Origin of the sequence: Pseudomonas sp. SORGH_AS_0199, assembly GCF_031453735.1 — a bacterium.
Taxonomy (GTDB): domain Bacteria; phylum Pseudomonadota; class Gammaproteobacteria; order Pseudomonadales; family Pseudomonadaceae; genus Chryseomonas; species Chryseomonas aestiva.
The window spans coordinates 2,677,024-2,690,237 of the sequence record NZ_JAVJAE010000001.1 but is presented as its reverse complement, the minus strand read 5'-3'; the positions used below and the strand labels follow the sequence as shown (position 1 = coordinate 2,690,237).

The window sequence follows — 13,214 nt, the reverse complement described above, 5'->3', positions numbered from 1 at the left end:
GCAAGGATCGCCCATGAGCGGCTCTGCGCCACGCTACGATCTGGTCAGCCTGAACGTCTTCCGGGCGGTGGCCCAGGAGCGCAACGTCACCCGCGCCGCGCGGCTCTGCCATCTGGCCGTCTCCGCCGTGAGCAAGAGAATCAGCGAACTGGAAGACCAGGTCGGGGTGCCACTGTTCATCCGGCACGCCCGTGGCATGGGACTCACCCCGGCCGGCGAGACCATGCTGCACTATGTGGAGCGGGTGCATGGCGATCTGCGACTCATGCAGCTGGAGCTCAACGAGCACGGCAGCGGCGCCACCGGCCATATCCGCCTGCAAGCCATCACCTCGGCGCTGACCAACCACCTGACTCCCGATCTCGCCAGCTTCATGGGCCTCTATCCGCGGGTCGATTTCGACATCGAGGAGCGGGTGGGTGGCAGCATCGTCCAGGCGGTCGCGGAAGGCCGGGCGGACGTGGGCATCGTCGCGGCCGATACCGCCGCCCTGGACCTGGAGACCTTCGCCTATCGCCGCGAGCGACTGGTGGTGATCGCCGCTGCGGATCACCCCCTGGCCGGGCGTGACCGGGTAAGCTTCGCCGAGACCCTGGACCACGAATTCATCGGCCCCCACGTGGAAAGCTCGATGAACGCCCTGCTCTCGCGCCAGGCGGCGCTGCTCCAGCGCGGCATCCGTCAACGCGTGCGCATCAGCAGCTTCGAGGCCATGTGCCGGCTGGCGGCGATTCGCCTGGGCCTGTGCGTACTGCCCGAGTCCATCGTGCGGCCCTATCTCAAGCCGATGAAACTGGTGGCCCTGGAACTGGACGAAGCCTGGGCCAGTCGCGCCATCGTCGTAGTGGTGCGGCGCTATAGCGCGCTGTCACCGGTAGCCAAGGCCTTCGTCGGTCATCTGCGCCCCTGAACCCTGCAACCGGATCCCTGTACAACGCCATGTCGACTTCCCGCTTCGCCCCTCGCCCCTGGTGGCCCACCCCCTTCGTCGGCCTGCTCGGCGGCTGGCTCGCCAGCCTGGTGCACTGGCCGTTGCCGTGGATCACCGGCGCCCTGATCGCCGTAACCCTCTGCCGCTGCCTGGGCTGGCGCATCACTGCCATTCCCCACGGCCGCCCCGCGGGGCAATGGCTGATCGCCACGGCCATTGGGCTGCACTTCACCCCGGCGGTACTGACCGAGGTCGTCAGGCACCTGCCGCTGATGGCCTTGGCAGCGGTTGCCACGCTACTGCTGGCGCTGGTGGGTATCACCGCCGTGCAGCGCCTGGGCACGGAACGCAAGACCGCCTTCTTCGCCTTCATGCCAGCCAACTTCGCCGAGATGATCAATCTGGCCGAACGCCATGGCGCCGATGCGCCCAAGGTCGCCGCCGCCCATACCCTGCGGCTGGTGATCATCGTGCTGGTGGTGCCGCCCGCCATGCTCTGGGGCGTGCCGGGTATCGCCCAGGCCGCCCATGTCCCACCGCCGCCGGACTGGCGCTGGCTGGCACCGCTGCTGGCTGCTGGGCTGGTGGCGGCCCTGGCCTGGAAGCGCCGCGGCTGGCCCAATCCCTGGATGTTCGGCCCCCTGGCCCTGTGCTGCCTGGTCACCGCCTCCAGCGGCCTGGTCACCAGCCTGCCGCCGACGCTGAGCCACCTGGCCCAGATGCTCATCGGCGTCACCCTGGGGTGCCACTTCGACCGCGCCTTCTTTCGCCGCTCGCCGCGCTTTCTGCTGCTGGCAACCCTCTACACCCTGCTCTGCCTGGCCGCCACCTTCCTGATCGCCTGGCTGCTGGCCCAGGTATTCGCCCTGCCCTTCACCACCCTGGGCCTGGGCATGACACCGGGCAGCACCACCGAGATGTACCTGACGGCGGAGGCCCTGGGGCTGGGTGTGGGCACCGTTACCGCCATGCAGATTCTGCGTCTGGTGGTGGTGATGGCAGTGGCCGAGCCGCTGTATCGGCGCTGGTGCGCACGCTCGGTTGAGCCGGTGACCAGGGAATCGCCCTAGCGCCCGCTGCAACGTCGTAGCGCGGTCGGACGCGTGGCGAGCGGCAAGGAGAGGGGCTGCGGCCTTGCCCGCAGCCCGGCCCGGATGCTGTCAGCTGCCCAGTGCCGGTCCCACTCGTGCCTCGGACTGACCGCTGGCGGCCAGCTCGCGGGCGACGAAGCCGTTGCGGATCTGCTCGTCGAGAAAATCCCGGACGAAGGCCGCACCAGCGCTACGCCCCTTGGGCACGGCCATGGCCTGACGGATCTCGGTGAAGCTGTCGGCCAGCACCCGGTAGCCGGCGTGAGCCCGGGCATAGGCCTCCAGCGGTTGGCGCACGCCGGCGGCGGCGTCCAGGCCCTGGTCGACGAACCAGTCCACGGCGGCTGCCGAGGTCGGCGCCCGCACCAGCTCGGCCTGGGTCAGGGTACGGCTCAGGTAGAGGTCGTAGGCGGCGCCCTGCCCCACGGCGATACGGCGGCCAGCCCGGTCCAGCTCGGCGACGCCCTGAGCGGGATCGGCGTCCCGCAGCAGATAGGTGCCCTCGATGATGACGTAGGGATGGCTGAAGTCGATCTGCGCCGCCCGTACCGGTTCGATGGCCAGGAAGGCCAGGTCCCAGGCGTCGTCTTCGAGGGCGGCGAAGACCTTGCCGGCGGCGTCGTAGGTGCTGAACTGCACGGGCACGCCCAGACGCTCGGCCAGGGCGTGGGCCAGGGCCGCGGAGACCCCGGCCGGCTGGCCATCGGCGCCACGCTGCGCCAGCACCGGATTACCGTAGTTGATCGCCGTCCGTAGCGCGCCCTGGGGGGCGAGGTCCGCGAGTACCGCTGAGCTGGGGGTCATGGGAGAACTCCTTGGAGGTCAGGTGGTGGCCGCAGCGGCGCGGGTATCGTCGTCGCCACGGTCGAGACGGATCAGCAGGGTCATGATGAAGGCGATCGCCAGCAGCGCACTGAGAAACAGCAGGCCCGCCGAGGCGCTCTGGGTATTGCCCTTCACCATGCCGATCATGAAGGGTCCGACAAAGCCGCCCAGGTTGCCAATGGAATTGATCACGGCGATGGATACCGCGGCCGTGGAGCGGCTGAGAAACAGCGTCGGTAGCGCCCAGAACGGCGACTTGAAGCTGTACAGACCGGCCAGCGCCAGGCTGATCAAGCCGATCGCCAGGTAGGGATCGCGCACCAGTCCGGCCCCCACCAGCGCCACCGCCGCGACCGCCAGCGGTAAGGCCGAGTGCAGACGCCGTTCGCCGTGGCGATCCGAACGTCGCGACCAGGCGATCATCACCAGGGTGGCGACGATGTAGGGAATGGTGGCGATCAGACCGATCTGGGTATGGCTCAGCGCGGAGGAGAAGCCCTTGATGATCTGCGGCATCCAGTAACCCACACCCAGGCTGCCGCACTGGTAGACGAAGTAGATGAAGGCCAGGTAGAGCACCTTGGGATTGCTCATGGCCTTGAGCGCGCCGAAATGCCTGACGTCCTTGCGCGCCTGGCGATCTCGCTCCAGCTCGGCGAGCAGCCAGACCTTTTCTTCATCTGCCAGCCAGCGTGCCTGTTCGGGCCGATCGGTGAGGTAGAGATAGCACAGCACTCCGAGGAACACCGCCGGGATGCCTTCGAGAAACAGCATCCAGCGCCAACCGCTCCAGCCCAACCAGTGGACGTTGTCCATGATCCAGGTCGAGAGCGGCGCGCCGATGACGTAGGACACCGGGATCGCCGCGGTGAAGAGTGCCACCGTGGTGGCCAGTTCGCGTGAGCGGAACCAGTAGGTCAGGTAGACGATGATTCCGGGAAAGAAACCCGCCTCGGCCACCCCCAGCAGAAAGCGCAGGATATAGAGGTGCATGGCGGTCTGGGCGAAGGCCGTGGCCGCGGCGATCACCCCCCAGGTGAGCAGGATGCGCGCGATCCACACCCGCGCGCCAAAGCGTTCGAGCAGGAGGTTGCTCGGCACCTCGAACAGGAAGTAGCCGATGAAGAAGATACCCGAGACGAAGCCGAACACTTCGCTGGACAGCGCCAGCTCGGCGTTCATCTGCAACGCCGCGTAGCCGATGTTGGCCCGATCCAGATAGGAGACGATGTAGAGCAGGAAGACGAAGGGGATGATGCGCCAGGTCACCTTGCGGATGATGGCCTGGTCCCGGCTCACGGGGGTGGTGTTCATGATGGCCTCACAGGGCCGCAACGGGGCGGCCGATCTTGTTGTTATGGGATGCGGCGACGATCTTCAGCGGCTGAAGATCAGGCACACCGGGCTGCCGCAGCGCACCGCCGTGCCGGTGGGTTCGAGGATTCCCCGGGTCTCGTCGACCAGGAAGGTGACGATGCTGTCGCTGTCTTCGTTGAGGGCGAACAGCTGGCGGCCATCCGGCGCCAGGGCGAAGGCGCGTGGCGTGCGGCCACCGCTCGCCAGGCTGCCGAGCGGCGTGGGCAGCCCGCTCCGGGGATCCAGCGTGAAGACCATCAGGCTGTCGTGACCGCGATTGGAGGTGTAGAGCAGACGCCCGCTGCGATCCAGTTCGATGGCCGCTGCCCGGCTATTGCCGGTGAAGCTGGCCGGCAGCGTCGAGTGGATGGCCAGGGGTTCGAGGACACCGGAACGGGCAGCGAAGGCATAGGTGGTGAGGGTCGAATCCAGCTCGTTGACCACATAGGCCCGCGGCAGGTGCGGATGGCAGACCAGATGCCGCGGCCCCGCGCCTTCGCGGGTCGCCACCTCGGCCACCGGCACCAGGCGTCCGTCGTGAAAGGCGAAGCTGAAGATCCGGTCCAGCCCCTTGTCCGGCACCAGCACGAAGCGGCCACTGGGGTCGAAGGGATTGCAGTGGGGCTTGGCATGGGGCTGTTCCTGGCGGTGCGGCCCGGGTTCGCCCTGCAGCTCCAGCAGCTGGACCAGCGGCTCCAACCGGCCATCCAGGGTCACCGGCAGTACCGCGAGACTGCGACCGAGGTGATTGCTCACCACCAGATGGCGATCGTCCGGCGCCAGCGCCAGGTGCACGGGATTGCGACCGCCGCTGGCTTGCCGGTTGAGCAGGGTTAGGCAACCGCTCTGGCGGTCGACGGCGAAGGCGCTGACCGCCTGTTCGTCGCCATGCACCGTATAGAGACGGTCACCCGCCCGATTGAGGGTCAGGTAGGACGGATTGATCAGGTCGCCGACCACCTGGACGAGTTCCAGCGCGCCTGCGGGCGTGACCCGGTAAACGCTGATCCCCTCCCCGCGGGCCTGGCGGGCACGGGTGGTTCGGCTGCCGACATAGGCGTACATAGGGCTCTCCTGGCACCGGCTGGAAGGGTCCGACGTCCGCGCCAAGGCGAACGTCCGACCTGCTTGCGCCACCTTAGGCAACCCGCTGCCCAGCGAAAATTGACCTTTGGCCAACGCAGCGTTCGCGCCTGGCGAACGCTTGCCAGGTGGCTGTTTCAGCGTTCGCTGTAGGGCACGCCGCCGCGCGCCTTGTCTTCCGGCTCGGCTTCGACGATCTGCACGATGACGCGGTCGGCAGCCACCCCGAAGCTATCCACCACCGCCTCGGTGATGCGCTTCATCAGCAACTTCTTCTGTTCGGCACTACGGCCCTTGACGGCGTGAACGATGATTTCCGGCATGGATGTCTCCTAGGACTGGGTACGGTGTTCCGCGGCGATCGGGCGCGTCTCACCCGTCTCTACCAGGGTGCGGGTGGCGTCGGCCGAGCCATAGATCCAGAGAATCTTCATGGGCTCGGTCGCCGAGGCATTGCGAAAGCGATGGGGTACTCCAGCGGGGATATAGGTGACGTCCTGGGGTGCGATGGTGAATTCCTGGCCATCGATATCGAAGATCGCCCGGCCCTCCACCAGCATCACGCTCTCTTCACAGTTGTGGAAATGGAAGGGAATCTGCGCTCCACCCTGGAATTCGGTGTAGCCGTTGATGAAGGTGCGCGCGCCCAGGCCCGCGGTCACCAGCGGCGTGGTGGCGGCGCCACCGCCGCGGTCGTGCTTGGCGATGGCCTCGGGTTTGAGTAGCCAGGCAGCGGAATTGGTCTTGATCATGAAAGTCTCCTTGGGTCAGGCCTGAGCGCCCTGCCAGACGGTCTTGACGTTGGTGAATTCACGAATGCCCCACTCGCCCAGTTCGCGGCCATACCCGGACTGCTTGATACCGCCGAAGGGCACCCGTGGATCGGAAGCCACTAGCGCATTGATGAACACCGCGCCCGCTTCGAGGCGCCGGGCGAGCCGCTGGGCTTTCGCCAGATCACGGGTCCAGAGGGCAGCGCCCAGGCCGAATTCGCTGGCGTTGGCGACGCGGATCGCCTCGTCCTCGTCGGCGACCCGGATGATCGCGGCCACTGGCCCGAAGGTCTCCTCGCGGGCCACGGTCATCTCCGGGGTCACCTGGTCGAGCACGGTGGGTGGATAGAAGAAGCCCGGCCCTGGAAGGGGCGTACCGCCCAGTACCAGGCGTGCACCTTCGGCAAGACTGAGCGTCACCTGGCGCTGCAGATCCTCGCGCAGACCGGCGCGGGCCAGCGGACCGATCTGGGTGGCACGCTCAAGCGGATCGCCCAGCCGCAGGCTGGCGGCAGCGGTGGCGAAGGCCTCGGTGAAGGCATCGGCCACTGCCTCGGCGACGATGAAGCGCTTGGCGGAAATGCAGCTCTGACCGGCGTTGCCAAAGCGCGCCTTGACCGCGGTCTGCGCGGCCAGGGCCACGTCGGCATCGGCCAGTACGATGAAGGGGTCCGAGCCGCCCAGTTCCAGCACCTGCTTCTTCATCAGTGCGCCGGCCTGGCTGGCCACCTGCTGGCCGACCGCGGTGGAGCCGGTCAAGGTGACGGCGGCGATGCGCGGATCGGCCAGCACTCCGGCCACTTCCCGCGCTTCGATCAGCAGCGTTGCCACCAAGCCAGTGGGCAGGTCGGCCTCGGCGAACGCCTGCTCCAACGCCAGGGCGCAGCCCGGCACGTTGCTGGCGTGCTTGAGGATGGCGCCATTGCCGGCGGCCAGCGCCGGTGCGGCGAAGCGGACGAACTGCCAGAACGGATAGTTCCAGGGCATCACCGCGAGCACCACGCCCAGCGGATCGTAGACCACCCGGCTATCGGCGGCAGCGCTGGCCACAGGAGTATCGGCGAGAAAGCCAGGTGCCTGCTCGGCGTAGAACTCGCAGGTGAGCGCGGATTTCTCGATCTCCGCCTCGGCTTCCAGCAGCGGCTTGCCCATCTCGCTGACGATGAGTCGCGCATAGGTGTCGCGCCCGGCGCGCAGGACGGCGGCCAGGCGCACCAGGGCCGCGCAGCGCTCCGCCAGGGGACGCTCAGCCCAGCACCGCTGCGCAGCAGCGGCCTGGGCCAGGCGCGCTTCGACCTGGGCCGGCGTGTGGGTGTAGTAGGTCGCGATGGCAGCCCCGGTGGCGGGGTTGATGACTTCGATCATGAACGAACTCCATATGTTTTTTATTATAACGAAAGACAATCGTTGCGACGACTTTGGACAATGCAGCCATTGCCTTCAGGAAATCCAACCAGAGGAGACGGCTACAAAATCATCACTCGGTACTTTGTAATTACGTTATACCAAAGGGGTAAGGTGAGCAAGAGGTAGTCGACCTTGAGGCCCTGGCGTAATGGGCACAGCGTCGATGGAGCCTCGTCCGACGTGCGAGCGCTCAGCACCCGGCACCCGGCGTAAGGAGCCGTGGTTCAAGCGGGCATCCTCGACCGGAGCGGCCTGACTTAGCGGGGCAAGTCACAAGCCCCGAAGTTGCTCGCCCGGTCCTGCGTGAACGTCTGATCAGCCCGGTTGGTTCACGGCGACGTCGGAGCCCAGACCTCCACGGCGCTGGCGTCCACGGCAGTGGGTAGCAGCTTGGCCGCGTGGAAGGCATCGGCGATGCGCTGCTGCTCGCCGAGGGCGGCGCGGCTGACCGGCTGGACATCGTAGGTGCGGCGGCCGTTGGCCAGCTCGACGGTCGCCTCGTCCAGGCGACCCCACTGCGGACCGAGGATGCGTGCCGCCGCGGCAGGGTGTTGCTTCACCCACTGGCCGGTGCGCTGCAATTCGGCGAAGACCAGGGCCAACACCTCGGGATGAGCCTGGGCATAGGGGGTGGCGGCCAGGTAATAGCGCTGGTAGCTGGCCAGGCCTTCGCCCGAGGCGAGGATGCGAAGGTGCTGCTGGCGCTGGGCGCTGGCGACGAAGGGCTCCCAGGTCACCCAGGCATCCACCTTGCCGTTCTCCAGGGCGGCGCGACCGTCGGCCGGAGTGAGATAGGCCGGCTGGATGTCGGCGAAGGTCAGCCCTGCTTTTTGCAGGGCGGCGATCAGCAGGTAGTGGCTACCGGCGGCCTTGGTCACGGCGATGCGCTTGCCCTTGAGATCGGCAAGGCTCCGCAGCGGCGAGCCCTCCGGGACCAGGATCGCCTGGGCCTGGGGCGATGGTGTTTCCCGGGCGAAATAGGTGAGCTTGGCATCCGCCGCCTGGGCGAACACCGGCACGGTGTCGGCGACGTCGGCGGAGAGATCCACATTGCCCACGTTGAGGGATTCCAGCAGCGGCAGGCCGCTGGAGAATTCATGCCAGCTGACGGAGATGCCCTTGGCTGCCAGATCCCGCTCCAGGGTGCCCTGCTCCTTGAGCAGCACCAGCAGGGTGGAGGATTTCTGGTAACCGATACGCAGGCTGGTATCGGCCTGGACGGCGCTGGCGAGGCCTAGCAGACCCAGCGCGAGCAGGCCCCGGCGGAGAAGACCTGCGCGAAACGAAAAGCGGATAGCAGCCATGAATGCCTCAGCGGGCGGCGGATGGATGCCGGCCACAGTAAGGAATAAGCAAAGGTCATCTTAATACCGATTTGGAATTTGGTTAGAGGCGAGCCCCACGCCCGCGACCGCCTTAACGTTATTCCGAAAAGCTATTTAGAGCGCTGTATATCTTGAAGCTAAGGTATAACCACCGGACCACCGGATCTCTCCTTTCGCCTTGAACCCGAGGATCCCATGGCCATGCTCCGGACTCTTCTCCCCTCGGGGGCGCCCAGCCCATGACCGCCCCCGCCAAGCAGGTGCTGCTCAACGCCTTCAACATGAACACCGTGGGCCACATCAACCACGGTCTCTGGACCCATCCGCGCGACACCTCCAGCCGCTACCATACCCTCGGCTACTGGACCGAGCTGGCGCAGTTGCTGGAACGCGGCCTGTTCGACGGGCTGTTCATCGCCGACATCCTGGGCGTCTACGACGTCTATGGCGGCAATGTCGACCTGACCCTGCGCGAATCCATCCAGCTGCCGGTCAACGATCCCTTCCTGCTGGTCTCGGCCATGGCCGCCAGCACCCGGCACCTGGGTTTCGGCCTCACCGCCAACCTCACCTACGAGCCGCCCTATCCCTTCGCCCGCCGCCTTTCCACCCTGGATCACCTGAGCGAAGGGCGGGTGGGCTGGAATATCGTTACCGGCTACCTCGACAGCGCCGCCCGCGCCATGGGCCTGGACCGGCAGATCGCCCACGACCGCCGCTACGACCAGGCCGACGAATACCTGGAAGTCCTCTACAAGCTGCTCGAAGGCAGCTGGGCCGACGACGCCGTGGTCCGGGATCGCGTCCAACGGATCTATGCCCGTCCCGAGCGGGTGCGCAAGGTCGCGCACCACGGCGAATTCTTCGACGTCGAGGGCTATCACCTCTGCGAGCCCTCGCGGCAACGCACCCCGGTGCTGTTCCAGGCCGGCTCCTCGGATCGCGGCCTGGCCTTTGCCGGGCGCCATGCCGAGTGCGTGTTCATCTCCGGGCAGGACCAGGCCGCCACCCGCGCCCAGGTCGAGCGCGTCCGCTGCGCGGCGGTGGCCGCCGGCCGCCGCGCGGATGACGTCAAGCTGTTCATGGGCCTCACGGTGATCGTCGCCCCCACCGCCGCCGAAGCCCGCGACAAGCACGCCGAATACCTGCATTACGCCAGTCCCGAAGCCGGGGTCGCCCACCACTCCGCTTCGGTGGGCATAGACCTCGCCGCCTATGGCCTCGACGAACCCATCCGTCCGCAACGGACCGAGGCCATCGAGTCGGCGCTCAAGCGCCTGGTGGCCAAGGACGCCGGCTGGACCCGCCGCAAGCTGCTGGAGCAGCACGCCCTCGGTGGCCGCTACACCGCCCTGGTCGGCGATCCCGGGCAGGTGGCCGATGCCCTGCTCGGCTGGATCGACGAAACCGGGCTGGACGGCTTCAACCTGGCGCGCACCGTCACCCCCGAGTGCTATGGCGACTTCATCGACCTGGTGATCCCGGAGTTGCAGAGCCGGGGTCGCTACAAGACCGCCTATGCCGAGGGCAGCTTCAGACACAAGCTGTTCGGCCGCGGCGACCACCTCGACACCCGCCATTTCGGCAGCCGTTTCCGCCAGGACTGACCTTTCAAGGACGCCCCATGACCCGCCTCAAGCCCCTGCTCTTCGCCCTCGGCCTCTGCAGCACCGCGGCCCTGGCCGCGCCGCTCAAGATCGGCACTACCGCCGCCTTCGCCCCGCCACTGGAAGTGGCGGTGCAGGAAGCCAAGGCCGCCGGGGTGGACGTGGAGATCGTCGAATTCAGCGACTGGATCGCCCCCAACACCAGCCTCGCCAACCACGACATCGACGCCAACTACTACCAGCACATCCCCTTCCTGGAAAACGCCAAGCGCACCGCGGGCTATGACCTGGTGCCGGTGGCGCCGGGGATCATCAACAACGTCGGGCTCTATTCGAAGAAGTACCGCACCCTAGCCGAGGTCCCCAAGGGCGCGCGGGTGGCCATCGCCAACGATGCCATCAACGGCGGCCGTGGCCTGTTGCTGCTGGAGAAGGCCGGCTTCATCACCTTGAGGCCCGGCGTCGGCTACCACGCCACCCTGGCGGACATCACCGGCAATCCGCGCGATATCCAGATCGTCGAACTGGAGGCCGTGCAGCTGGCCCGCTCGCTGGACGACGTTGACGTGGCCCAGGGCTATCCGCACTACCTGCGCCTGGCCAAGACCATAGATCCCAACCAGGCCCTGCTCTTCGATGGCCTCGACCACCCCGAATACGTCATCCAGTTCGTCGCCCGCCCGGACAACAAGGACGATCCGCGCCTGGCCAAGCTGATCGACCTCTACCAGCATTCGCCCAAGGTCCGCGCCGCCCTGAACCAGGCCCACGGCAGCCTCTACCAGCCGGGCTGGAAGGAGTGATCCGCGCCCCGCGCCTTTAGCGAGACTCCCCCTGAAGACCGTCAGAGCTTCTCTACGACGAAGGCACAGCGTCCGCGATTGCGGGCGCCGTCTGGCAGGTCCATGAATTCGTCGATAAGGATGCGCACGCCCTGCCCCAAGAGCAGGGCGCGCAGCTCCTCCGGCGGGTGGGAGTCGTAGAAGAACGGCTGGTCGAACATGGTATCGACGAAAGCATCCGCCGCCGAGCCGCCTGCCGTCAGCATCAGCCGTCCCCCTTGCGGGAGCCCGGCGATCACTCGCGCCAGGAGCGTCGCGTGCCAGCGGCGCTCCAGATGGAACAGCGAATCCCACAGCAGCGCGCCCTGGTAGCGTTCGGCGCAGGCATAGGTTTCCAGCCGCGCCTCGATCCAGCGCTGCTTGGGAAATTCCCGCCGCGCATGGGCCAGCATGGCGGCCGCCTGGTCGACCCCCAGCACGCGATGCCCCTGGGCGAGGATGGCGGCGGCCACCGGGGTGCCGGTGCCACAGCCCAGATCGAGCAGGGTGGCGCCGGGTTCGAGCTTTTCCAGGAGCACCTCCAGGTAGCGACGCTCGTCGTCCCTGAGGCTGACGCGGGCCTGGCGAAAGGTGTCGGCGATGGCGTTGTAGGAGGTCTTGTTCATGGCGTGGGCTCCCCGGTTGTCCCGGGAGCTTAGCCCACCCAGCCGCCGGCTTCCGGCCCTGCCTCTCGCTCTTGGCAGCTTTCCTTGTCTGGCCTGGCCTCGATTCGGCTGGCTCAGCCTAGGCCGCCGCCTGGGCCGCAGCCCGGGCTTCGAGGTCGCGCACCAGGGGCAGCACGCGCTGGCCGAAGTACTCCACCTCTTCCTGGAAGTGCAGGAAACCGGCCAGCACCAGGTCCACGCCCTCGGCCTTGAGGGCCACGATGCGCTCGGCGACCTGCTCGGGCGTGCCGATCAGGTTCGGCTTGAAGCCATCGTTGTACTGCACCAGATCCTCGAAGCTGGAGTCGGCCCAGTTGCCCTTGCCTTCCGGGCTGGCAGCACCAGCCTGGCGCGCCGCATCGCCAAAGGCCTTGACCGCCTCCGGGTTGGCCTTGGCCACGATCTCCCGCAACACCTCGCGCGCCTCGGCCTCGGTGTCGCGCGCGATGATGAAGGCATTCACCCCGACCTTGACCTCACGCCCCTCCGCCGCGGCCTTGGCGCGCAGGTCCTGCACCTGGGCGCGAATCTCCTCGCGGGTGCCGCCGTTGGTGAAGTACCAGTCGGAGACCCGCGCCGCCATGTCCCGCGCGGCCCGCGAGCTGCCACCCTGGAAGATCTCTGGATGGGGCTGCTGCAGCGGCTTGGGTTTCAGGGTGTAGTCGCGGAAGCGATAGAAGTCGCCGGCGAAGCTGAAGTTGTCCTGCGTCCAGATGCCCTTGAGGGCGCGGATGAATTCCTCGGAACGCCGATAGCGTTCGTCGTGCTCCAGCCAGGGCTCACCGATGCCGTGGAACTCACCCTTGAACCAGCCGGAGACCAGGTTGATGGCGACCCGGCCATTGGTGAGCTGGTCGATGGTCGCCAGCTGCTTGGCGGCCAGCGCCGGATTCCAGGGGCCGGGCAGGATGGCGGCGATCACCTTGAGCCGCTCGGTGGCGGCCAGCAGCGCATGGCTGAAGGCCACCGATTCATGCTGGTATTCGGCGCCGTAGCCGGCAGTGAAACGGATCTGCGTCAGGGCGTAGTCGAAGCCGGCCCGCTCGGCGAGCTGGGCCAGCGTGCGGTTGTAGTCGATGCCCCAGTGGGTGCGCTGCTCGATGGTGCTGACCACCAGGCCGCCGCTGACGTTGGGGACCCAATAGGCGAATTTGACGAGGTTCTGCGACATGCAAAGGCTCTCCGGGTTGGGCTCGCCGCGAGGACGAGCGAAACAGTGACCCTGAGCCTTCTATCAAGAACCGAACCAAGTCAAAAATTCGTTCTACATCAATAATTTGCGAACAAATGTAAGACAATTTCAGGTGTAGCGCCAAGGGCAGCTGTCCAG

13 protein-coding genes are annotated in these 13,214 nt (G+C 67.0%); 4 read left to right on the top strand and 9 right to left on the bottom strand.

What is annotated here, in order from left to right:
* Window positions 1–13 precede the first annotated feature (13 nt).
* A complete protein-coding gene (locus tag QE444_RS12675; RefSeq protein WP_187979114.1) occupies window positions 14–910 on the top strand; it encodes a LysR family transcriptional regulator in 897 nt (298 codons plus the stop codon).
* A gap of 29 nt (window positions 911–939) precedes the next feature.
* The gene (locus QE444_RS12670) at window positions 940–2,001 is read left to right on the top strand and encodes an AbrB family transcriptional regulator (RefSeq protein WP_208691075.1); all 1,062 of its coding nucleotides are present in this window, start codon (window positions 940–942) and stop codon (window positions 1,999–2,001) included.
* Window positions 2,002–2,091: 90 nt separating this feature from the next.
* Here the strand turns inward: QE444_RS12670 and QE444_RS12665 are convergent, their stop codons facing one another.
* The 7 genes from QE444_RS12665 to QE444_RS12635 form a co-directional block, all read right to left on the bottom strand.
* Window positions 2,092–2,826, bottom strand: a complete 735-nt coding sequence (locus tag QE444_RS12665) for an ABC transporter substrate-binding protein (RefSeq protein WP_187979112.1) — start codon at window positions 2,824–2,826, stop codon at window positions 2,092–2,094.
* A gap of 18 nt (window positions 2,827–2,844) precedes the next feature.
* Entirely contained in the window at window positions 2,845–4,161 is a 1,317-nt protein-coding gene (locus QE444_RS12660) for an MFS transporter (RefSeq protein ID WP_285387983.1), read from the bottom strand.
* Between the two features lie 63 nt (window positions 4,162–4,224).
* Entirely contained in the window at window positions 4,225–5,268 is a 1,044-nt protein-coding gene (locus tag QE444_RS12655) for a lactonase family protein (RefSeq protein ID WP_280307201.1), read from the bottom strand.
* 155 nt (window positions 5,269–5,423) lie between these two features.
* Complete coding sequence (locus QE444_RS12650) at window positions 5,424–5,609, bottom strand: tautomerase family protein (RefSeq protein WP_064309049.1); 186 nt, start codon at window positions 5,607–5,609, stop codon at window positions 5,424–5,426.
* A gap of 9 nt (window positions 5,610–5,618) precedes the next feature.
* Entirely contained in the window at window positions 5,619–6,038 is a 420-nt protein-coding gene (locus QE444_RS12645) for a cupin domain-containing protein (RefSeq protein WP_273861698.1), read from the bottom strand.
* Between the two features lie 15 nt (window positions 6,039–6,053).
* Window positions 6,054–7,424 (bottom strand): NAD-dependent succinate-semialdehyde dehydrogenase, encoded by a 1,371-nt coding sequence (locus QE444_RS12640; protein WP_309738868.1) that lies wholly within the window; start codon window positions 7,422–7,424, stop codon window positions 6,054–6,056.
* A 371-nt stretch (window positions 7,425–7,795) separates the two neighbouring features.
* Window positions 7,796–8,770 carry an aliphatic sulfonate ABC transporter substrate-binding protein gene (locus tag QE444_RS12635; protein ID WP_309738867.1) on the bottom strand — a complete coding sequence of 325 codons (975 nt, stop codon included), beginning with the start codon at window positions 8,768–8,770 and terminating at the stop codon, window positions 7,796–7,798.
* A 260-nt stretch (window positions 8,771–9,030) separates the two neighbouring features.
* Here QE444_RS12635 and QE444_RS12630 point away from each other — a divergent pair, with 260 nt between their 5' ends.
* On the top strand, window positions 9,031–10,398 hold the full coding sequence (locus tag QE444_RS12630; RefSeq protein WP_309738865.1) for an LLM class flavin-dependent oxidoreductase: 1,368 nt from the start codon (window positions 9,031–9,033) through the stop codon (window positions 10,396–10,398).
* Window positions 10,399–10,415: 17 nt separating this feature from the next.
* Window positions 10,416–11,201, top strand: coding sequence for a MetQ/NlpA family ABC transporter substrate-binding protein (locus tag QE444_RS12625; RefSeq protein WP_309738863.1), 786 nt, complete (start codon window positions 10,416–10,418; stop codon window positions 11,199–11,201).
* A gap of 41 nt (window positions 11,202–11,242) precedes the next feature.
* On the opposite strand, the gene QE444_RS12620 is transcribed toward QE444_RS12625, so the two are convergent.
* Window positions 11,243–11,845: a class I SAM-dependent methyltransferase gene (locus QE444_RS12620; protein ID WP_309738861.1), complete on the bottom strand. Its 603-nt coding sequence runs from the start codon at window positions 11,843–11,845 to the stop codon at window positions 11,243–11,245.
* A gap of 118 nt (window positions 11,846–11,963) precedes the next feature.
* The gene (gene sfnG / locus QE444_RS12615; RefSeq protein WP_285387996.1) at window positions 11,964–13,055 is read right to left on the bottom strand and encodes a dimethylsulfone monooxygenase SfnG; all 1,092 of its coding nucleotides are present in this window, start codon (window positions 13,053–13,055) and stop codon (window positions 11,964–11,966) included.
* Between the last annotated feature and the right edge of the window lie 159 nt (window positions 13,056–13,214).

Excerpts from the sequence above, each read along its gene's own strand:
- QE444_RS12675 (WP_187979114.1), top strand. The coding sequence starts at position 14 with ATGAGCGGCTCTGCGCCACGCTACGATCTGGTCAGCCTGAACGTCTTC.
- QE444_RS12670 (WP_208691075.1), top strand. The coding sequence starts at position 940 with ATGTCGACTTCCCGCTTCGCCCCTCGCCCCTGGTGGCCCACCCCCTTC.
- QE444_RS12665 (WP_187979112.1), bottom strand. The coding sequence starts at position 2,826 with ATGACCCCCAGCTCAGCGGTACTCGCGGACCTCGCCCCCCAGGGCGCG.
- QE444_RS12660 (WP_285387983.1), bottom strand. The coding sequence starts at position 4,161 with ATGAACACCACCCCCGTGAGCCGGGACCAGGCCATCATCCGCAAGGTG.
- QE444_RS12655 (WP_280307201.1), bottom strand. The coding sequence starts at position 5,268 with ATGTACGCCTATGTCGGCAGCCGAACCACCCGTGCCCGCCAGGCCCGC.
- QE444_RS12650 (WP_064309049.1), bottom strand. The coding sequence starts at position 5,609 with ATGCCGGAAATCATCGTTCACGCCGTCAAGGGCCGTAGTGCCGAACAG.
- QE444_RS12645 (WP_273861698.1), bottom strand. The coding sequence starts at position 6,038 with ATGATCAAGACCAATTCCGCTGCCTGGCTACTCAAACCCGAGGCCATC.
- QE444_RS12640 (WP_309738868.1), bottom strand. The coding sequence starts at position 7,424 with ATGATCGAAGTCATCAACCCCGCCACCGGGGCTGCCATCGCGACCTAC.
- QE444_RS12635 (WP_309738867.1), bottom strand. The coding sequence starts at position 8,770 with ATGGCTGCTATCCGCTTTTCGTTTCGCGCAGGTCTTCTCCGCCGGGGC.
- QE444_RS12630 (WP_309738865.1), top strand. The coding sequence starts at position 9,031 with ATGACCGCCCCCGCCAAGCAGGTGCTGCTCAACGCCTTCAACATGAAC.
- QE444_RS12625 (WP_309738863.1), top strand. The coding sequence starts at position 10,416 with ATGACCCGCCTCAAGCCCCTGCTCTTCGCCCTCGGCCTCTGCAGCACC.
- QE444_RS12620 (WP_309738861.1), bottom strand. The coding sequence starts at position 11,845 with ATGAACAAGACCTCCTACAACGCCATCGCCGACACCTTTCGCCAGGCC.
- sfnG (WP_285387996.1), bottom strand. The coding sequence starts at position 13,055 with ATGTCGCAGAACCTCGTCAAATTCGCCTATTGGGTCCCCAACGTCAGC.